The sequence below is a fragment of the Flavobacterium sp. 2 genome (assembly GCF_049949195.1).
In the GTDB taxonomy this organism is placed as follows: Bacteria; Bacteroidota; Bacteroidia; order Flavobacteriales; family Flavobacteriaceae; genus Flavobacterium.
Genome location: NZ_CP188206.1, coordinates 3,333,309 through 3,354,269, shown reverse-complemented (window position 1 = coordinate 3,354,269; position 20,961 = coordinate 3,333,309). Strand labels below are relative to the sequence as shown.

Below are 20,961 nucleotides of genomic sequence, written 5' to 3'. Positions count from 1 at the left end.
ATTTATTGGTTTATGTATGTATTAAAGTAACCACATTCTGCAATCACATCCTGATAATATTTCGTATCCGAATAATCCTTCCTTAATACTTTGAATGAATTCCAGGCGATAAAATTAATTTTATCATCTTGAATTTCCCAGTAATTGTTAACGTCATTATATTTTTTATTGTAATAGTCATTTCGTTCACATTTCGAAATCAGGTACAAACATTTTGCTTTTTGCTCTTTATTCGAAGCCGCTTCAAAAGCCTTTTGATAATACATTTTCGAAACCGAATTGTTCGTAATCATTTCTTTCATTGTATTTCTGAACGAATACGGACTTGAACCGTAACCAACAATGCTAATTTCATAGAAAGTTCTTCCGTTTCCAAAATGCGAAATATTATAAAATGCATTTCCTAATAAAAGACTATTCGTATAAACATCTTCTTTCTGCGCCAGTTTATCCTGCATGTCTTTGATTGTAGTCAGAAAATCCATTTGAGAATATTTCTTTTTTTGATACGCTGCATGCTCACAATCGTGACAATCTTTTATATTTCCGTTAAACGGATTTCCTAAAAATTTATAATACTGCACCGAATCTGCTTGTTTCATAAATTCAATTGCTTCTGGAATCTTATTTTTGAAAGTCGCCTGAACTGCCTGAAAATTATTAATATCTTTCAGTTTCAAACTGTAAATTCCTGCGCCCGTTTTCTCAATTTCAGTTTTATTCTGTTTAGATAAAAATGATTTTATATCCAACAAATTCTTCTCATTATCATAAAAAGCATTTCCATCATTCCAATAACTGTAACGGGATTCACCAAAAATCTCAGCCATTACAAAATCTCCTTTTTCTCTGTAAAGCGTTGACAAATAACTTCGACTCCAGGATGAAGCGTTTTGATAACGAAATTCCTGCCCTTTATATGTTTTTGGAAGTTCGTAATACAGCCAATTCAAATCGACAATAATTGTTTTTTCATTTTTATCGGTCAGCTTATCGATTTTGCTTAGATTATTCACAAAACGAAGTAATCTGAGCTGAAATCCAGCCAATTCTGTTTTAGGAAGCGTTTTTGTTGCTTTGTCAAAACTTTTGTCTGCATTTGTATATTCTCCTTTTAAAGTTTGAAGATACCCCAAAGACAAATCCCATAAATATGGTTTTTGAGTATTTCCGGCATTTGAAATTTTTGCAATTAAAGCAAATGCTTCATTATTAAGTTTAGCAAGATTTTCTGTTTTATTTTCAGCAACTGTTTGTATTTTTTCCTTCGTATTTTCTCCAGCCTCTTGTTTAAACGAATTGTTGATTGCCTGTTCCTGTTTATTTACCAATCGGGTTGCGAGATAATTCAAATGTTCGCTTTTTGGATCTAATTCGTAAATTCTTTCAATCGCCTGTTTTTCATCTTTATAAAATCCGTGAATTGCCCAGAGTGCCGCTTTTTCATCATTGTTTTTTGCCATTGCAAGCGCCTTATTCCAGTCGGCATTATTTTTTGGACTAAAACTGTAGGCTGTTACAACTCGCAATTCAGGACATTTATCAAAAACTTTTGCATATAAATAATTCGAAACCGCATATTTTTTTTGCTTATAATTGATTCCGGCAACATACGAAAGCGCTCTGTAATACAAGGTGTTTTTTGGAACAGAACTTTCTGTTTTATTAAAAAAATCAATTGCTTTTTGTTTGTCATTACTGTAAAAACGAGCTTTCATAGTAAGAAACCAATAACGATTTTTCAAAAACGGATCTGAAGTTGTATTATATACATTCTCAATGGACTGAATCATTTTTGCATCCTTAAAAGTTTTTGCCACTACAGGATCGTAACTCCAATAATCTTCGCCAATTGATACGGTCTCGATTTTTTGAGCCAAATACAAAAACTCAACAAAACTCTTTACTTTTTCGTCTTTCAAATTGAGCTTTTTATTCCATTTCTGAACTGTTTTATTCTTTTTTTTAGTTTTGTAAAAAAGATGAAGATCTGCAATTTCTTCTTTGTTTTTAATCACGTTTTTATCATCAGAATAATATCGCGGCTTTTCATCTCCAATTAAAAAATAATTGACAGAAGTAGTATCTGCTTTACCTTTTAAATAAGAAGCCCAATCTGATTTTATGTTTTTATTGAATCGGGAATTATGCTCTGTATCAAATTCGATTCCGTAAAAAATGGAGCCAGATAAAAACAGCGGCGAATAGGATTTATCTGCAAAAGTTTCTGGAGTAAAATTCGAATTGTATCCAAAAAAATCCCAGTCGTCTCCGCCGGCGCATGCATAAATCACGCCGTAAACCGAAAGCAGACCAACACTAAAAACAAGAAACAGTTTGTTCGAAAATATTCTTTTCATAATTTTTTAAATTGAATTCATCTAAATCGTAAAATATAATTTCTCTAGGAGCCAGAGCTGAATTTTCACTCAAATCTTCGGCCATATTTTTTAAATCTTCGGAAGAAATTGCTTCCATTTTAAGCAAATCGTTTTCTTCATAATAAACCCCGTTTTTGTAATTAGATTGTTTGACTTTAAAAAAAATCGGACTGATTTGTTCAAAGTTTTTATCTTTTTTAAGTTCGGTAAAATTCAGTTTTGACCGAAGTCCCAAAACCTTTTGATTTCTAATATGAATTGCCCAAGAATATATGGGCAATGCAAAATCTAAATGAAGCGGATAATGTTTTAAACTTTGAAGATATTTCTCTATAATCTCCCGGTTATAAATTGAATTTAGAGAATCTGGCGCAATACTTCCCATATTGTAAAACATCAAAACACCTGAATCGACATTTGGGATTTTAGTTTTCTTAAAATATTTAACCTGATGAAGTCGTATTGTGGCGGAGAGTTTTTTATTCGAAAGCTTTTTAATCTGTTCAATAAATTTAAGATAATTGTCTTTACTATTTAACGACCAATCGCAGTCAATTTGAATTTCAGTGCAATTAATTTTATTCTTTTTATTGATTTCTGAAATCAAATGAATCGTTTTTTCAGCCAAATCTTTAACATCAAGTTTCTCATCAAGCATTACTTTATTCTGAATAAAAACGACTGGAACAATTTCAAAATTCTGAATATTTTCTTTGAAATGAATCGGGCTTATCGGAAATGGGTTTTGCGTTTGTGGATGAAGTCCGATATCAAAATACCGAATATAAAGTTTACGGACATTATTGTCTTTCAAGACTTTTTTCTCGATTTCAGAAAATTTCAAATTGGTTTTCCAATAATAAAAAGCGATTGTAGGTTTGTCACTTTTGCCGCAGGCTGTCAGCAAAAGAAAGAATGAAATCCAAAAAAATTTTTTAAACAAAACGAAGTGATATTACATTTGAATTCAAAAGTAAGAAAATATTACTACAAAAAAGCGCGAAATCCGAAATTTGCAAATCCTAATAAATAGATAAAAAATTTCAATTAAAGCAAATATAATCGTTATTTTGTGCAATCAAATTCAAAAACGATTATGTTGAAAAACACTCTGAAATACATTTCACTTTTACTAGTATTTTTAATGATGAGCTGTGCCAAAAGAGGCAGTATTACAGGCGGATTAAAAGACACCCTTGCTCCTGTTATAAGATCAAGTTCACCTGAAAATTTCAGCACCAATTTTAAGGCCGATGAAATCATTTTGACATTTGATGAATATGTAAAACTGAAAAACTTAAACAAACAACTGATAGTCTCGCCGCCAATGAAGCATCAGCCGCTTGTATTGCCAACTAATGCGAGTAAATTTATCAGTATAAAAATCAAAGACACTTTACAGCCAAATACCACTTATAGCCTGAATTTTGGAGAAAGTATTGCCGATAATAATGAAGGAAACTCAATGCATCAGTTTAAATATGTATTTTCGACTGGACCCTATATTGATTCACTTTCTATTAAAGGTGTCATCAAAGACTCTTATGAAAAGTATGTCGATAATTTCGTTTCCGTAATGCTTTATGAGATAAATGACCAATATAAAGATTCTGTAGTTTATAAAGAATTTCCAAGATATATCACAAACACACTTGACAGTTTACGTACTTTCAAATTAGAAAATTTAAAGGCCGGAAAATATCTTTTAGTTGCCATGAAAGACAAATCAAGCAACAACAAATTCAATCCGAAAGACGATAAAATTGGCTTTATAAAGCATCCAATTAAAGTTCCAAATGATACTATTTTTGAATTGGAATTATTCAAGGAAAAATTGCCTTTAAAAACTTTAAAACCTATTCAGGCATCCGGAAACAGATTATTACTCCCTTATGAAGGAAATATGAATTTCAAAGTTACTAAACCTAAAATTACGCTTAAAAGCCACAACGATGTTCTACAAACAATTGTCACTCAATTCCCTAAAAAAGATTCGCTACAAATTTGGTACAAACCAATAAAAACCGATTCGCTGTCTCTGGAAATTAACTCCGACAAGTACAACAAGAAATTCGGTTTTAAAATTAAAGATCTGAAAAAAGACACTTTGAATATCACAGCAGTTCAAAGTGGTGTTCTTAATTTCAGAGAACGATTTACGCTAGAAACGGAAACTCCGCTTGTTAAAATTGACAGTTCTAAAATTTCACTAGTGAACAAAGATTCTGTTGCGGTGAAATACACTACCGAATATAATGAATTTGAGCAAAAATTATATTTCGATTTCAAAAAAGAACCATTAGAAAAATACCGTATTACTTTATTGCCTGGAGCTTTGACTGATTTTTACGATAAGTCGAATGATACTTTATCTTATAAATTAACCACGAAAGAATTGGAAGATTACGGAAACTTAGTCGTGAATCTTCAAAATGTAAAACGTTTCCCGATTATTGTTGAAATTACCAGCAAAAAAGGAGATAAAGTTCTTGCCAGCGCTTATTCTGAAGGTGAAACCAAAATTGAGTTTAATTTGGTTGAGCCCGAAGCTTTTGCGATCCGAGTAATTTATGATGACAATAAAAACAAAGTTTACGACACTGGAAATTTCTTAACTAAAACATACGCTGAAGAAGTCTTTTATTTTCAAAAAGAAGTCGATGTCCGGGCGAATTGGGATGTTGATCAACCTATTGATTTAAGTGTTCCTTTTAGTCCTGAAGTTGAGAAGAAAACAGATGAAAAGAAAAAGAAAGAAGCCGAAAAGAAACGAAAAGCTTTTTAGATCTTAATTTCGAATTCATCCTGATCACTTAAAAAATCAAGTTTTTTACGAGTTTCATACATGGTGTTTTTATCTAATTCTACGATAAAGACACCATTTTTTTCTTGTGGCTCTAAAATATAATTCCCTAAAAAATCAACCGCTTGCGAATGACCAATGTGTTCGTAATTGTTTGCATCAACACCAAGTCGGTTCACGCCAATTGTATAACTCAAATTTTCAATAGCGCGCGCTTTTAACAAAGCGTCCCATGCGTTGGTGCGTATTTTTGGCCAATTGGCAACATATAAAAGCAAGTCGTAATTCTCTGTATTTCGGGCAAAAACTGGAAATCTTAAATCGTAACAAACCTGCAGACAGATTTTCCAATCTAAATATTGTACAATAACTTTTTCTGTTCCTGCAGTATAAAACTGATCTTCTCCCGCCAATGTAAATAAATGGCGTTTGTTATAATGTTGAATTTCTCCCGAAGGAAAAACAAACAACATTCGGTTATAGAATTTTCCGTTTTCACTGATAACTAAACTTCCAGTAACGGCAGCATTTTTTTGCTTTGCAACTTCTTTCATCCAAAGAATAGTTTCGCCTTGCATTGTTTCAGCAACTGCAGCAGCATTCATTGTAAATCCGGTCGAAAACATTTCAGGCAAAACAATCAAATTCACCTCAGAATCAATTGAATTTATTTCCGATTCGAAGTTTTTTCTGTTTTCTAAAGTATTTTCCCAATGCAGATCTGATTGTATAAGTGCGATTTTCATAATTCAAAAATACGAATTTTCAGCCAAATTATAAATTTTGCAAAAAAAGCGTTTTCTGCAAAATTTTCTCAAAAAACGTCTAAAATCAATATTTCATGAGGAAATTAAAAACATATCAAACTTTTATTTTGCAAAAAAAATGCATTTTGTGCAAAAAAAATGCAAAAGTGAAAAATTAATATATATATTTGACTTGCCAATAAAAACCAAAAAAACATGAAAACCAAAGAATTATGAAAACAAGGCTAATTTCATTAGTATTTGCCGGAGGTATGATTTTCTCGGCAAATGCAAAAGAGACTGCAATAAAAACGCATCTTTTTGAACAGAAAAGCAATCAAACTGAAATTTCAGGTCAAGTTATAGGCCAGGACGACGGAATGCCAATTGCCGGAGCTACAATTATTGCAAAAAGTAATAATAAAATTGCCACCATAACAGATGAAAATGGAAGATTTAAACTGAATGTTCCTGAAAACGAAAGTCACATCATCATTTCGTACATGGGTTATGGAACATTAGAATTCAAATTAGACAATACAAAAGACGTAACGATAAGTTTAAAACCAGCTGAAAATGTTTTGGATCAGGTTTTAGTAACTGCATTAGGAGTTAAAAAAAGCGGGAAAGCAGTTTCATATGCCGTAACAGAACTTAAAGGAACCGAATTTACTAAAGCAAAAGAAACCAATATTACGAATGCATTAGTTGGAAAAATTGCCGGAGTTAACGTGAGCAGCACAGCAACGGGACCAAATGGTTCAAGCCGAGTTGTAATTCGTGGAAACGGTTCGCTAAACGGAAACAACCAGCCAATGTATGTAGTTAACGATTTACCGATTGACAATACACAGTTGAATTTGCCAGGAATTGGAAATGGCCCTGGATCAACCAGAATCAATGTCGATCGAGGTGACGGAACTTCAGTAATCAATCCAGACGATATCAAATCAATTACTGTTTTAAAAGGAGGAACAGCTGCGGCATTGTATGGCGCCAACGCTGCAAACGGGGTTATTTTAATTCAAACCAAACGAGGAACTGCCCAAAAAGGCATTGGAATTGAATACAATAGCTCTTTTACTTTTGAAACTCCATCAATAATTCCAGATTGGCAGTACGAATACGGATCTGGTCATAACGGAAAAAAACCAGCAAATCAGGCTGAGGCTATTGCTGACGGTCGCTGGTCGTGGGGAGCAAAAATGGACGGAACAGATGTTGTTCAGTTTGATGGCGTTGCCCGACCTTATGTAGCACAAAAAAACAACATCAAAAACTTCTACCAAACCGGAACTACTTTTATTAACTCAGTCGCTTTATCTGGAGGAAGTGAAAAAGCAACTGGACGTTTGTCATTTTCGAATTTAGAAAATGAAAGTATTTTGCCAAACTCAGGTTTCAACCGCAAAACATTCAACTTAGCTAGTAATGTAAATTTGACAGACTGGTTGAAATTTGATGTCGTAACACAATATAATTTAGAAAAATCGGCTAACAGACCAACCGTTTCAGATGCTGAAGCTAATGCAAACTGGGGAACGTACATGATTGCCAATACTGTTGATATCAGAAATCTTGCCCCAGGTTATGACGAAAACGGCATTGAAGAAGCATGGAATCCTGTAGCTGTAGCGACAAATCCTTATTTCGTTGTCAATAAAATTAAAAATAACGATACCAAAAATCGTTTTATCGGGATGTTAAATGTAAAACTGAATTTTACACCTGAGCTTTTTCTGCAAGGCCGAATCGGACAAGATTACACCGATTATGAGTTCTTTGGATATATTCCAAAAACGACTTTAAATAATCCTGTTGGTTATGCGCAAGGTTCCAGAATGAAACTTTCAAATTTAAATTCCGAGGCAATTTTAAATTATACTAAAAAGAACTTCTATAAAGATTTCTCTTTAAATGCCTTAGTTGGTGTAAACTCCCGAACTACTTTGAGAGATGAAACAAAAGTTGAAGGATCTGGATATGTTTTAGATGATTTTTATGCTTTAAGCAATTTACAAACTCTTACCTACTCTTATCCTTACGGAAAAACAAAAACAAACTCTGTTTACGGAGCTGCCGACTTTGATTATAAAAATGTCATTTTCTTAAATTTCACTGGACGTCAAGATTGGTTCTCAACACTTTCTGCAGAAAACAATACGGTATTTTATCCTTCAGTTGGAACGAGTATCATTGTTTCCGATTTATTAAAAATGCCAGAATGGGTTTCATTTGCAAAATTAAGAAGTTCTTGGGCTCAGGTTGGAGGTGCAACTCCAGATCCTTATGCTTTGAATCAATCTTATTCGATGGTTCAAGGCGGACATAACGGACAACAATTACAAGGACCAACAAGCAGCAGAGTTCCAAATTCAACTTTAAGTCCGTTGACTTCTACAACATTTGAAATTGGTACCGATTTAGGTTTTTTCAATAATCGTTTAAATCTTGATTTTGCTTGGTACGATCGCGCCACAACAAATGATATTGTTGAAACGACAGTCTCAACAAGTTCTGGAGCAAATACTGCGTTGCTAAATCTTGGAAAAATGAAAAATACCGGTGTTGAATTTTTACTTAGCGGAAAAATCATCAGTAATCAGGATTTTTCATGGGACGCTACTTTCAACGGATCTTATAATAAAAATACGGTTCAGGCACTTACAGATGATTTGAATTCTATTACAATGGCGACTTCTGTAAATGGATATGTAACGATTACAAGTGATGTTGGCCGTCCGTACAGTATTATAAAAGGTTACAAACCATTAAAAGATGCTAACGGAAATACAGTTTACAATGTGAGCGGAGGATCTGCTAGTATTGCAAGAGGCCCTCTTGAAGAATTAGGACAAGGTGTTCATCCTTGGGGCGCGGGAATTAACAATGAATTCAAATACAAAGCAGTATCCTTCAGCTTTTTAATTGACGGAAAATTTGGCGGAAGCTTATATTCTGGAACCGATTTATACGGAACACGTATGGGATTAACTAAATTAACATTAGAAGGTCGTGAAACCGGATTGCCAATTTCAGGAGTTGATACAAACGGGAATCCTGTAAACATGGTAATTGCCCCAGAAAACTTAAGAACTTATTATGATGGTTTAAGAAACATTTCATCAACTTTTATTTATGACGCAAGCTTTATCAAATTAAGACAAGTAATTGTTGGTTATGACTTACCGCTTGAAAGAATAAAAGCATTGGCTAAACTTCAGAGTCTTTCTGTTTCTTTTGTGGCCAGAAATTTATTCATCCTTTACAAGAAAACGCCAAACGTTGATCCGGAATCTGTATTTAGTGCAGGAAATGCTCAAGGTGTAGAGCAATTTGGATTGCCTAAAACAAGAAGCTTTGGTTTAAGCTTAAACGTTAAATTTTAAATTAAAGAGAAATGAAAAAATTAACTCTATTATATATAACAGGAATACTTTTAGGAGGTATGACTTCTTGTTCCAAAGATTTTGAAGAAATCAATACGAACCCGAATGTTGTTGAAAAACCAAATCCGAATTACATTTTCAGCAAAGCACAATTGGATGGCTTAAACAACAATTATTTTGCAACCAATATTTTGGAATGTGGCGGTATGTTGCAGCATTATGCGACTTACAAAGAAGCTTCGGGAGCTGGAGATAAATATCTTAGCAATGAGGTTTATTACTCTGCTTATTTCAATCAGGCATATCCAACTGGAATAAATGAAACTGAAATTGTTATTGATGCTGTAAAAGGCAATCCAACTGACAGCAACAAACTTAATATCGCCAGAATCTGGAGAGCTTATTTGTATCACAGAATTACAGATTTGTATGGAGATATTCCTTATTCTCAGGCTGCAAAAGCAAACACTTCATCTATTTTTCTTCCAAAATATGACACTCAGGAATCAATCTATAAAGATTTACTAAAAGAACTTGATGAAGCTGCAACTGCTTTGGATGCATCAAAAACAAGTTTTGGAAAAGCAGATTTTTTATATGATGGCGACGTAGCAAAATGGAAAAAATTCTCTTATTCTTTAATGCTTCGTTTAGGAATGAGATTGACTAAAGTTGACCCAACATTAGCCAAAACTTGGGTTACAAAAGCAATTGCAGGGGGTGTAATCATAAACGGAACTGATAACGCTATAATGCGCTATACTGATGGACCAAATGATATTAACCGAAACCCCGTTGGATTTGATTCAAGAAGACAAGATTTTACAGCTGGATCATACGGCCAAAAAAATGTAGAAGGCGGAAAATTAGGCAAAACATTTATCGATTTATTAAAATCAACGGCTGATCCTAGAATTAGTGTTTATTCAGGAGTTTGGCAGGGAACAACTCAAAATACATCACTTGCTGTTCAAAAAGGTTTTCCAAACGGAACCAAAACTGCTCCTACTCCAGCAGAACAAGGAACTTATTCGGAACCAAATCAAAGTACGGTTTTCAAATATGATGCGCCACTTATGGTTATCAGTAACGCCGAAACTAATTTATTATTGGCTGAAGCTGCTGCAAGAGGTTGGTATACTAATGAAACGGATAAAGATTTATATGAAAAAGGTGTAAAAGCTTCTTTTTTAAACATGGGAATTTATGGCCCGACTTATGCAATAACCGATGCAACACCTTATTTAACGCTAAATCCATTCAATGCAGCAGGTTCTTTTGAAGCAAAAATGAATCAAATTCATACTCAAATTTACATCGCACTTTTTGTAGATGAACAAGAGGTTTATTCTAACTGGAGACGAACTGGATATCCGGTTTTAGTTCCGGTAAATTTTCCTGGAAATGTCACAAATGGCACAATTCCAAGACGATTCAAATATCCAACTAGTGAATATTCTGTTAATTCAACTAACTTAGCAGAAGCAGTTAAACGCCAGGGCGAAGATAGTTTCACAACAAAAATCTGGTGGGATAAATAATAAAAAAATTAGATAATGAGCATTATAATTCTTACGGCATGTATTGCATTTTTAATCCTTCAAATTGCCTGGTTTAAAATCAATCCGTTTATTGCCTTTATCATTACAGCTTTGCTGGCAGGCCTATTTTTAGGTCTGCCAATAAACACTTTGTCGCAAACAGTTCAAAAAGGTTTGGGCGAAATGTTGGGTTCGATTACATTAATTATCGTTTTCGGAACCTGTATTGGCAAACTTGCCGTTTCATCTGGTGCGGCAAATGTTATTGCAAAAACAGTTATGGGATGGACAGGTAAAAAACACGTTCGCCTAGGATTAATGATTACCGGATTTATTGTTGGGATACCTCTATTTTATAGTGTTGGTTTTGTTTTGTTAGTTCCCTTAATCTTCTCAGTAGCTCATCAATTTAAGCTTTCAAAAGTATATCTCGGAATCCCAATGCTGGCGTCGCTTTCAGTAGCACACGGTTTTTTGCCTCCACATCCTTCCCCAATGGCATTGAGCAGTATTTTAAAAGCTGATATTGGCTTAGTCTTAATTTACGGAATCATCATTGCTGTTCCTACTATTTTTATTGCCGGTTTATTGTTTTCAAATTTGCTGAAAAACATTAAAACCGAATCAGATCATGAAATAATAAACGTCGAAGAAGTCGTTAACGAAGGCAAATTGCCAAGTTTTTCAATTAGTTTATTCTCGGCTTTATTTCCTGTTTTTGGTTTGACAATTACTTCTTTACTGCCATTAATTACAACAAATGAAGCTGTAAATAATATCTGCAAAACAATTGGAGACCCAAGTATAATTATGCTGATTTCCCTTCTTCTTTGCACCTATACATTAGGTGTAAGAATGAAACGAAGTCTCGCTTCTATAATGGATGATTATGCAATCGCAATAAAAGATGTTGCGCTGATTGTTTTAATCGTAGGCGGAGCAGGAAGCTTAAAAGAAGTTATGATAGTTAGCGGTGTAAACGAAACCATCGTTGCTGCTTTAACACAAACTAATATTCATCCCTATTTACTCGCTTGGTTAATGGCGGCAATTATTCGCATTTGCGTTGGCTCAGCCACCGCAGCCGGATTAATGACTGCCAGTGTTTTATTACCTTTATTACAACAGAATGGTTTGGATCCCAACTTATTAGTATTGGCAGTTGGAGCCGGAAGCCTAATGTGTTCACATGTAAACGACCCAGGCTTTTGGTTGTTCAAAGAATATTTTAATACCAGCCTAAAAGATACATTTAAATCCTGGACCGTAATGGAATCCTTAGTATCTGTTTTAGGAATCATTTTCGTTTTTATTTTAAACTCTATAATACATTAATATCATGAATTTATTACCTCAAGAAAAATTTGAAACACTTGGTTTGTCTTTACCGCCAGCACCACAACCGCTTGGCATTTACAAACCTTATTTAGTTGATGGTAAATATTTATACCTGTCTGGTCACGGTCCGGTTCGTGATGACAAATCCTTAATCATTGGTAGAATTGGCGATGATATGGATATTGAAGAAGGAAAACTGGCAGCAAGACAAGTCGGATTAACGATGCTTTCTACGATAGTAACCAATTTTGGAAGCTTGAATAAAGTAAAAAGAGTTATCAAAGTGCTTGGAATGGTGAACTGCAATGGCGAATTTTTAAGACATCCATACGTGATAAACGGCTGCAGCGAATTATTTGCTGAAGTTTGGGGTCAGGAAAATGGAATTGGAGTACGAAGCGCTGTTGGAATGGGCTCTTTACCAGACAATATTCCTGTAGAGGTTGAAGCCGTTTTCGAATTATTCTAAAAAATAGACCACAGACGTTAAAGATTAAAGAGTAATCTGAATTGGTTAAGGAAATACTTTGATTCTAAGTCTGTGGTTATGCAAAAAATATAGGCCACCGATTATAAAGATTAAAAGGATTATTTTGATATTTAGTTATAGCCACAAATTCACGAATTAATTTAAATGCAATGATTTGTAAAAATTCGTGAATTCGTGGCAAAAAAATCATTTTAATCTGTGTAATCTGTGGCAAAAAACAAAGAACATGAATACAAATACACCACAAACAAGAATAGCAACATTTGGAGAATTATTACTCCGAATGAGTGTTGCCGATGGAAACCGGTTTACGCAGGCCAATGAAATAAAAATACATGTTGGAGGCGCCGAAGCAAATGTTTGTGTTTTACTTTCCCAACTCGGAATCCAAACGGATTATATTACAAGATTACCTCAAAATGATTTGGCTCAGTTAGCCATAAACGAACTTCAAAAACATAAAGTCAACACATCAAAATGTGTTTATGGCGGTGAACGTTTAGGACTTTATTTTGTCGAATCTGGAAATCAAATCAGACAATCGCAGGTTATTTACGATAGAAGCAATTCCTCTTTTGCAACAATTCAAAAAAATCAGATTGATTGGGAAGAAGCTTTAAAAGATGTAACACATTTTCACTGGTCAGGAATTAGTCCGGGCGTTTCTTATGAAGCCGGACTTGTTTGTAAAGAAGGAATTTTGGCCGCACATCAAAAAGGATTGCCAATTTCTTCTGATTTTAATTATCGTTCCAAATTATGGCAATACGGCAAAAAACCTTCTGAAATAATGCCCGATTTGCTTCAATACAGCACAATCACTGTAGCCGATTTGGATGCGATTGAAATTTACTTCGGAATAAAAACCGACAAAAAAGAATCAGATTCAGATCGTTTTCAAAAGACTTTCGAATTATTAAAAAAAGAAATGCCATTTCTAAAAACACTCGCAATGAGTTTTAGAAAATCAGATGGGCCGGCACATTTATACAAAGGTTTATTACTGCATGAAGGCAATTTTTACGAAACCAAAGAACACAAAATACACGTTGTTACAGACCAGATTGGTTCTGGCGATGCTTTTAATGCCGGATTGCTTTATGGTTTATCCAATAAATTATCGGGTCAGAAATGCATTGAATGGGCAACAGCCTGCGGTGTAATTAAACAAAGCATACATGGCGATTTTGCCATAACCAGTCTTGCCGAAATAAATCATTTTATGGAGAACGGCTCAAGCAACAGAATTAATAGATAATAAATTACCCCAAATATGTACAGCATTTTAAAAGCTCAAGGCGTGCTTCCGCTAGTAACACAAATCAACATTGAAACAGCTAAAATTGTTTTGCAATCAGCTGCTGATTCTGGCATAAAAATTATTGAATTTGCCGCGCGTGCAGATGACGCTAAAGAAGTTTTCAGTCAAATGATCGAGTTTAAAAAGACAAACAATTTAGATGTCAAACTAGCCGTTGGATCTATTTTAAGTGTTGAAGATGCCGAAACATTCATAAACCTAGGAGCAGATTGCATTGTTTGTCCGCATACTGATTCTGAAATTGGAAATTACTGTTTCAAGAATAATATTTATTGGATTCCCGGCGCTGCTACTTTAAACGAAGTGCTTCATGCCAATAAGTTAGGAGCTGAAGTTGTAAAACTTTTTCCTGCTGATAAAATTGGCGGACCCGGATATGTAAAAGCAATTAGAGCTCCATTTCCGAATTTGAAAATAATGCCAACTGGAGGCGTAACTTTAGAAGAAAGCAATTTAAAATCTTGGTTCAAATCGGGTGTTGTGTGTGTGGGAATTGGTTCTAATTTGTTTTCGAAAGAAATGCTTTTAAATTTAAATTATGAGCAGTCGCTGAAAGCTTTTCAGGATTTAATTGAAGTTGTAGAAAAAACCAGAAACTAAGTTATGCAAGAAAATTGGTGGAAAATAAATTCCGAAATCCGTGTTGATACTCCGTTTATTGCTGTTTATGAAAATCGTATGCAGCAAAATATCGAGCGTCTGATTGAAGCTGTAAATGGTGAAATTCAAAATTTAAGGCCACATATTAAAACACATAAAATTGGCGAAATTCTGGATTTATTCAAGACATACGGAATCAATAAAATAAAATGCGCCACAATTGCGGAGGCTGAACTTGCCGCCATTCATGAAATTTCGGATATTCTTCTAGCCTATCAGCCTGTTGGAAATAAAAAAGAAAGATGGATTTCTCTTATTCAGAAATATCCAAAAAGCGCTTTTTCAACCATTGTCGATAATTTAGATTCGGCGAAAGCCTTAAATGAAATTGCTCAAAAAAACAATTTATCGCTAACCGTTTATTTGGATTTGAATACCGGAATGAACAGAACCGGAATTTCAATTTCTGAAAATTGGATTGATTTAGTTGAAGAAATTCTGAAATTAAAAAACATTCATTTTGCCGGAATTCACATTTATGACGGCCATTTAAAAGGAACTTTGGAACACAGAATTTCACTTGCTTCAAATTCTTTTTTCAGCATCAGCGAAAAACTAAAAACGATTCAGGAAAAACTAGATTATCAATTAAAGATTGTCGCTGGCGGATCGAATACGTTCCCATTTTACGCTTCAGAAAAAAATGTAGAATGCAGTCCGGGAACTTTTGTTTTCTGGGATTCCAATTATCAGATTCATCTTTCGGAACAAAAATTTGAACCGGCATTTGTTATTGTTGGAACGATTATTTCAAAACCAACAAAATCAACTTTTTGTATCGATATTGGCTACAAAGCCGTTTCTTCAGAAAATCCAATTGATAAAAGATTAGTTATTTTAAATGATGAAAATCTGATTCCAACTGCTCATTCTGAAGAGCATTTAATCATTGAAAACAAAGGACAAAATCAGTATGCTATCGGTGATCTTATTTACGCAATTCCTTATCATGTGTGTCCAACTTGCGCGCTTTATGATTCGGTTCAAGTTGTGAATTCGGCACATGAAATTTGTGATGAATGGAAAGTGGCCGCCCGAAGCAGAAAAATTAATATATAAAATTAAGTTCAAACGAATATGTTTATACTAGACGCCCATTTAGACCTGAGCATGAATGCGATGGAATGGAATAGAGATTTACGAAATGATGTTCCCACTTTGCGTCATTTAGAAAAAGGAATGACAGATAAACCAGATCGTGAGCGCGCGACGGTTTCTTTTCCTGATTTGAGACGAGGCAATATCGGGATTGTTGTAGCAACTCAAATTGCACGATTTGTAAAACCAGACAGCATTATTCCGGGGTGGAATTCTCCTGAGCAAGCTTGGGCGCAAACTCAAGGGCAAATCACATGGTACAAAGCCATGGAAGAAGCTGGAGAAATGACGCAGATTACAGATAAAAAATCGCTTAAGAAACAAATTGATTTATGGAATGACGGAACGCCAAATGATAAAAAACCAATTGGATATATCCTGAGTTTAGAAGGCGCCGATTCCATTATTGATATTTCTTATTTAGAAAAAGCCTACAATTACGGATTACGCGCCATTGGTCCCGCACATTATGGTCCTGGACGTTACGCAAACGGAACTGATGCAACGGGAAAAATGAATCAAAACGGTATTGATTTATTAAAAGAAATGGAGCGTTTGAATATCATTTTAGATGCTACGCATTTATGCGATGATGCTTTTTGGCAAGCTTTAGATCATTATAATGGACCAGTTTGGGCAAGTCATAACAATTGCAGAAGTCTGGTTGATCACAATCGTCAATACAGCGACGAAATGATCAAAGCATTAATTTCAAGAGGAGCTGTTATTGGTGGTGCTTTAGACGCCTGGATGTTAGTTCCAAATTGGGAAAGAGGCGTTTCTACTCCAAAAGGAACAAATTGCAATCTAGAAACAGTTTTTAAACACATGGATCATATTTGCCAATTGGCCGGAAATGCAGATCATATCGGAATTGGTTCTGATCTTGACGGCGCTTTTGGTACAGAACAGTCGCCGTATGATTTAAATACCATTGCCGATTTACAGAAACTCGTTCCGATATTTAAAAACAACGGCTATTCTGATGAAGATTTAGATAAAATCTTTCACCAGAACTGGATTAATTTTTTAATGAAAAACTGGGATTAGATAAAAACTAAACTTGGAACTGCCTTCTTATACGATTTTAATTTTTCGTCACTCGGATCAACTTCTGTAACAACGTAATCAACTTCAGATAAGTTGGCAATTTTCATTTTTAAAACGGTGTCTAATTTTTCAGAAATAGTCAAAATTGCTGTTTTTTCAGAAGCCTGAATCATTGCTTTTTTAACCTGAACTGTTTCCCAGTCAGAATCTGAGAAACCACCTTCGATATCTAAAGCATTCGTTCCTAATATTAACAAATCAACTTTAATATTGGCCAATTGATTATAGACGTCGCCGCTCACACACATTTGGCTGTAAGACGAAATGCTGCCGCCAATCATGATAATTTTGACATTCGGTTTATCAAGAAGTTCAACTGCTGACAGAACAGTAACAGTAAAAATAGTAAGATTTAAATCATTCGGAATTAAACGAATAAACTCTCTAATTGTAGTTCCGCCTCCAATCAAGAGAACCATTCCGTCACGAAGAAGTCCTAATGTTTTTTGCGCAATAATCTGTTTTGATTCGCCGGCATAAGTCTGATTTGATGAAGAATGATGGTATGCTTTTGTCATCGCACCGCCTTTTACCTTAATCAATAAAGAGTCTGATTCAAGTTCATTAATATCACGTCTGACAGTATCTTCTGAAACAAATAATTTGGCAGAAAGTGTTTCAAAACTTACACGAGTGTGCAGGTTAATCTCTTTTAAAATAAGATTTTTTCGTTCTTCCTTAGTGTAATTTACCAATTCATTTTCATTATTCATGCCAATATATTTTTTAAACAAATGTAAACAAATAATGCAATATTATTGCGAAACAAATTATAACACAATGTAATAAAAAAGTTAACTAAGCTATTTTAAAGACATTTAAACATTAAAACGTTTTGCATATTTTTTGCAGAAAAGAAATTTCAAATACTAAATTTGCCTGAAACCACAATAAATCGAACAGTAACCAGCCATGAAAAAAAACATCTTCCTCTTTTTATTATTTTGCTGTTTTATCGGAAAAGCTCAAAACACTTCTATAATTCCTGCACCAAATTCATACAAAGCAACTGGCGACAGTATTAGTTTAAATGGACAAATAAAAGTTGTTTTTGAAAACAATAAATTCAGTGCAAAAGAACTTAAAACAGCGCAAATTTTTGAAGCGGCAATAAATGGAAATTTACCTGCAAAAAAAAGTCCAATTGAAGTTTTGTTTGTTGCCAAAAATCCATCATCGGCAAGTAAAGAATCCTATAAAATTTCTATTTCTTCTAAAAAAATTATAGTAACAGGTTCTGAAGAAGGATTATTTTATGCTGTTCAAAGTCTTTTGCAACTTTTACCAAATAAACCATCAAATAAAAAGGAAATAAAACTGCCTTGCATAACCGTTGAAGACGCGCCACGATACGCTTACCGAGGATTACACCTAGATGTTTGTCGTCACTTTTTCTCTGTTGATGTTATAAAAGATTTTATTGCACAAATGTCTAGTTATAAATTAAACAACTTTCATTGGCACTTAACAGACGATCAAGGTTGGAGAATTGAAATAAAAAAGTATCCAAAATTAACTGAAGTCGGATCTAAAAGAGCACAGACTTTAGTCGGAAATAAATTTGAAAGATCACCGCTTTTTTTTGATGGAAATCCATATGGCGGATTTTACACGCAAGAAGAAATCAAAGATGTTGTAAAATTTGCCGAAGCACATTATGTAAATATTATTCCCGAAATTGAAATGCCTGGTCATGCAACTGCGGCGGTAACCGCTTATCCAAATTTATCTTGTTTTCCAGAAAGAACTTATAAAGTTGTCGAAACATGGGGTGTTTTTGAAGATATTTTTTGTGCAGGAAAAGAAGAAACTTTTACTTTTTTAGAAGATGTTTTAACCGAAGTTATGGCTTTGTTTCCGAGCAAATACATTCATATTGGCGGAGATGAATGTCCAAAAGCAAGATGGAAAGAATGTCCGAATTGCCAAAAAAGAATCAAAGATTTAGGTTTAAAAAACGAACATGAATTACAAAGTTACTTAACAACCCGAATAGAGAAATTCTTAAATAAAAACGGAAGACAAATTCTTGGCTGGGATGAAATGCTTGAAGGCGGATTAGCCCCAAACGCAGCTGTGATGTCGTGGCGAGGTGAATCAGGCGGAATAAGTGCTGCGAAACAAAAACATTTTGTAATTATGAACTCGGAGCAAGTTCTTTATCTGGATTATAATCAAGGATATTCACCACAAGAACCTTTAACAATTGGACGATTGACTACAGTCGAAAAAATCTACAATTACAATCCAACTCCGGTTGACAGCTTGACTGTTGAAGAACAGAAATACATTTGGGGCGTTCAGTCTAATCTTTGGTCAGAGTATTTAACAAGTCCGGCCAAATTAAATTATATGCTTTATCCCCGATTATTTGCTTTAGCAGAAATTGCCTGGACGCAACCTCAAAATAAAAACTACAATCATTTTATTTTGAATCAGATTCCATATCATTTAGAAAGATTAGAGCAACAAAAAAGGCTTTATAAAGTCCCAACGCCTTTTGGATCTAATGAAACTGCTGTAATCACATCAAAATATATTTTAGATTTAAAACCAACAATTAAAAATGGTCAGATATTCTACTCGATTGATGGGTATAATCCAGACGAAACAGCTGAATTATACACCAAACCAGTAACGATAAACATTCCGAAAGGCGAATATAGAATTATAAAAACAGTCCAAATCAGTCCAAGCGGACGAAGAAGTTCTATTAGTAAAATATTAGTCCGAAATCCTGATTTAAAATCAGCTTTAGCCATACAACCAACCAAAAAAGGATTGAAATACGATTATTATACCGGAACATTTCAGCAGGTTCAAGATTTAGAGCTTATAAAACCTGTTAATTCAGGCATATTTGAAGGAGCAATCAGCAGTGAAAAATGGAAAACAAAAACCGAGCGTTATATTGGTTTAAAATTTGACGGATATGTCTTTATTCCAGAAACGGCAAATTATACGATTTCGACGCTTTCAGACGATGGATCGAAGCTTTTTATAGACAACGAACTGATTGTAAATAATGACGGTATTCATTGGTTAAACGAAGCTTATGGAGTTGTCAAGCTTGAAAAAGGATTTCACAAACTCAACATCAGTTATTTTGATCAGATTGGAGGAACTTCTTTAACCTGTTTCATTCAGCAGGAAGGAAAAGAAAAACAGGAAATTAGCGAATCAAATTTATATTACGAATAAGACATAAAAAAAGCATCCCGTCAGGAGACGGGATGCTTTTTTTTTATTTAAAACTAAAAATGTTTTTTAGATTATCCTTTCAAGCTTGCTGCTAAATATTCACGATTCATACGTGCAATATTTTCAAGAGAAATTCCTTTAGGACATTCTACTTCGCAAGCTCCAGTATTTGTACAGTTTCCAAAACCTTCCAAATCCATTTGGTGAACCATGTTTAAAACACGGTCAGTTGCTTCAACTTTACCTTGAGGCAATAATGCATATTGAGAAACTTTTGCAGAAACGAATAACATTGCTGAAGAGTTTTTACAAGTCGCAACACAAGCTCCACAACCAATACAAGCTGCAGCATCAAATGATTTATCTGCGTCGTCTTTATTAACTGGAATTGTATTTGCATCAATTGTATTTCCTGAAGTATTTACAGAGATAAATCCTCCAGCGTGTTGAATTCTGTCAAAAGAAGTTCTATCAACAACTAAATCTTTTATAACTGGGAAAGCTTTTGCTCTAAATGGCTCGATAAAAATCGTATCGCCATCTTTAAACATACGCATGTGTAACTGACAAGTTGTAACTCCTCTGTCTGGTCCGTGCGCTTCTCCGTTGATGAATAAAGAACACATTCCGCAGATTCCTTCACGACAATCGTGGTCAAATGCTACTGGCTCTTCTCCTTTGTTGATTAGACCTTCGTTAAGAACATCTAACATTTCAAGGAAAGACATATCTGGTTCGATTCCATCGATAGGATATTCTACAATCCCTCCTTTATCTTGAGCGTTTTTTTGACGCCATATTTTTAATGTAAGTTTCATACCTTTTTCGTTTGAAAGTCATAAAGTCGAAAGTCGAAAGTCGCTCGGCACATTTTGCCTTTTGA

At 34.3% G+C, this 20,961-nt stretch carries 15 protein-coding genes; 10 read left to right on the top strand and 5 right to left on the bottom strand.

The genetic code is table 11. From position 1 onward, the window contains the following. Positions 1-2: 2 nt before the first annotated feature. Both ACNFIH_RS14305 and ACNFIH_RS14300 read right to left on the bottom strand, forming a co-directional pair. A complete protein-coding gene (locus ACNFIH_RS14305; RefSeq protein WP_426483667.1) occupies positions 3-2,360 on the bottom strand; it encodes a hypothetical protein in 2,358 nt (785 codons plus the stop codon). Continuing rightward, positions 2,320-3,324, bottom strand: a complete 1,005-nt coding sequence (locus ACNFIH_RS14300; RefSeq protein WP_426483666.1) for a hypothetical protein — start codon at positions 3,322-3,324, stop codon at positions 2,320-2,322. Before ACNFIH_RS14300 ends, ACNFIH_RS14305 begins: the two co-directional genes overlap by 41 nt. Positions 3,325-3,477: 153 nt before the next feature. Here ACNFIH_RS14300 and ACNFIH_RS14295 point away from each other — a divergent pair, with 153 nt between their 5' ends. Next, complete coding sequence (locus ACNFIH_RS14295) at positions 3,478-5,166, top strand: Ig-like domain-containing protein (RefSeq protein ID WP_426483665.1); 1,689 nt, start codon at positions 3,478-3,480, stop codon at positions 5,164-5,166. Here ACNFIH_RS14295 and ACNFIH_RS14290 read toward each other — a convergent pair. After that, positions 5,163-5,930, bottom strand: coding sequence for a nitrilase family protein (locus ACNFIH_RS14290; protein ID WP_426483664.1), 768 nt, complete (start codon positions 5,928-5,930; stop codon positions 5,163-5,165). The genes ACNFIH_RS14295 and ACNFIH_RS14290 overlap by 4 nt on opposite strands. A 233-nt stretch (positions 5,931-6,163) precedes the next feature. On the opposite strand from ACNFIH_RS14290, the gene ACNFIH_RS14285 reads away from it, so the two are divergent. The 8 genes from ACNFIH_RS14285 (at position 6,164) to ACNFIH_RS14250 (ending at position 16,817) form a co-directional block, all read left to right on the top strand. Further along, entirely contained in the window at positions 6,164-9,319 is a 3,156-nt protein-coding gene (locus ACNFIH_RS14285; protein WP_426483663.1) for a SusC/RagA family TonB-linked outer membrane protein, read from the top strand. Positions 9,320-9,330: 11 nt separating this feature from the next. Further along, positions 9,331-10,860: a SusD/RagB family nutrient-binding outer membrane lipoprotein gene (locus ACNFIH_RS14280; protein WP_426483662.1), complete on the top strand. Its 1,530-nt coding sequence runs from the start codon at positions 9,331-9,333 to the stop codon at positions 10,858-10,860. 15 nt (positions 10,861-10,875) lie between these two features. After that, positions 10,876-12,195 (top strand): GntP family permease, encoded by a 1,320-nt coding sequence (locus ACNFIH_RS14275; RefSeq protein WP_426483661.1) that lies wholly within the window; start codon positions 10,876-10,878, stop codon positions 12,193-12,195. 4 nt (positions 12,196-12,199) lie between these two features. Then, a complete protein-coding gene (locus ACNFIH_RS14270) occupies positions 12,200-12,667 on the top strand; it encodes a RidA family protein (protein ID WP_142451554.1) in 468 nt (155 codons plus the stop codon). A gap of 247 nt (positions 12,668-12,914) precedes the next feature. Next, positions 12,915-13,946, top strand: coding sequence for a PfkB family carbohydrate kinase (locus ACNFIH_RS14265; RefSeq protein ID WP_426483660.1), 1,032 nt, complete (start codon positions 12,915-12,917; stop codon positions 13,944-13,946). Between the two features lie 15 nt (positions 13,947-13,961). Further along, on the top strand, positions 13,962-14,609 hold the full coding sequence (locus ACNFIH_RS14260) for a bifunctional 4-hydroxy-2-oxoglutarate aldolase/2-dehydro-3-deoxy-phosphogluconate aldolase (RefSeq protein WP_426483659.1): 648 nt from the start codon (positions 13,962-13,964) through the stop codon (positions 14,607-14,609). A 3-nt stretch (positions 14,610-14,612) separates the two neighbouring features. Further along, the gene (locus ACNFIH_RS14255) at positions 14,613-15,728 is read left to right on the top strand and encodes a D-TA family PLP-dependent enzyme (protein ID WP_426483658.1); all 1,116 of its coding nucleotides are present in this window, start codon (positions 14,613-14,615) and stop codon (positions 15,726-15,728) included. An 18-nt stretch (positions 15,729-15,746) separates the two neighbouring features. Next, positions 15,747-16,817, top strand: coding sequence for a dipeptidase (locus tag ACNFIH_RS14250; protein ID WP_426483657.1), 1,071 nt, complete (start codon positions 15,747-15,749; stop codon positions 16,815-16,817). On the opposite strand, the gene ACNFIH_RS14245 is transcribed toward ACNFIH_RS14250, so the two are convergent. Next, positions 16,814-17,590: a DeoR/GlpR family DNA-binding transcription regulator gene (locus ACNFIH_RS14245; RefSeq protein WP_426483656.1), complete on the bottom strand. Its 777-nt coding sequence runs from the start codon at positions 17,588-17,590 to the stop codon at positions 16,814-16,816. The two genes, ACNFIH_RS14250 and ACNFIH_RS14245, sit on opposite strands and share 4 nt — an antisense overlap. A gap of 199 nt (positions 17,591-17,789) precedes the next feature. On the opposite strand from ACNFIH_RS14245, the gene ACNFIH_RS14240 reads away from it, so the two are divergent. Beyond that, positions 17,790-20,078, top strand: coding sequence for a family 20 glycosylhydrolase (locus tag ACNFIH_RS14240; protein WP_426483655.1), 2,289 nt, complete (start codon positions 17,790-17,792; stop codon positions 20,076-20,078). 71 nt (positions 20,079-20,149) lie between these two features. Here the strand turns inward: ACNFIH_RS14240 and ACNFIH_RS14235 are convergent, their stop codons facing one another. Beyond that, the gene (locus ACNFIH_RS14235; RefSeq protein ID WP_035653144.1) at positions 20,150-20,896 is read right to left on the bottom strand and encodes a succinate dehydrogenase/fumarate reductase iron-sulfur subunit; all 747 of its coding nucleotides are present in this window, start codon (positions 20,894-20,896) and stop codon (positions 20,150-20,152) included. Between the last annotated feature and the right edge of the window lie 65 nt (positions 20,897-20,961).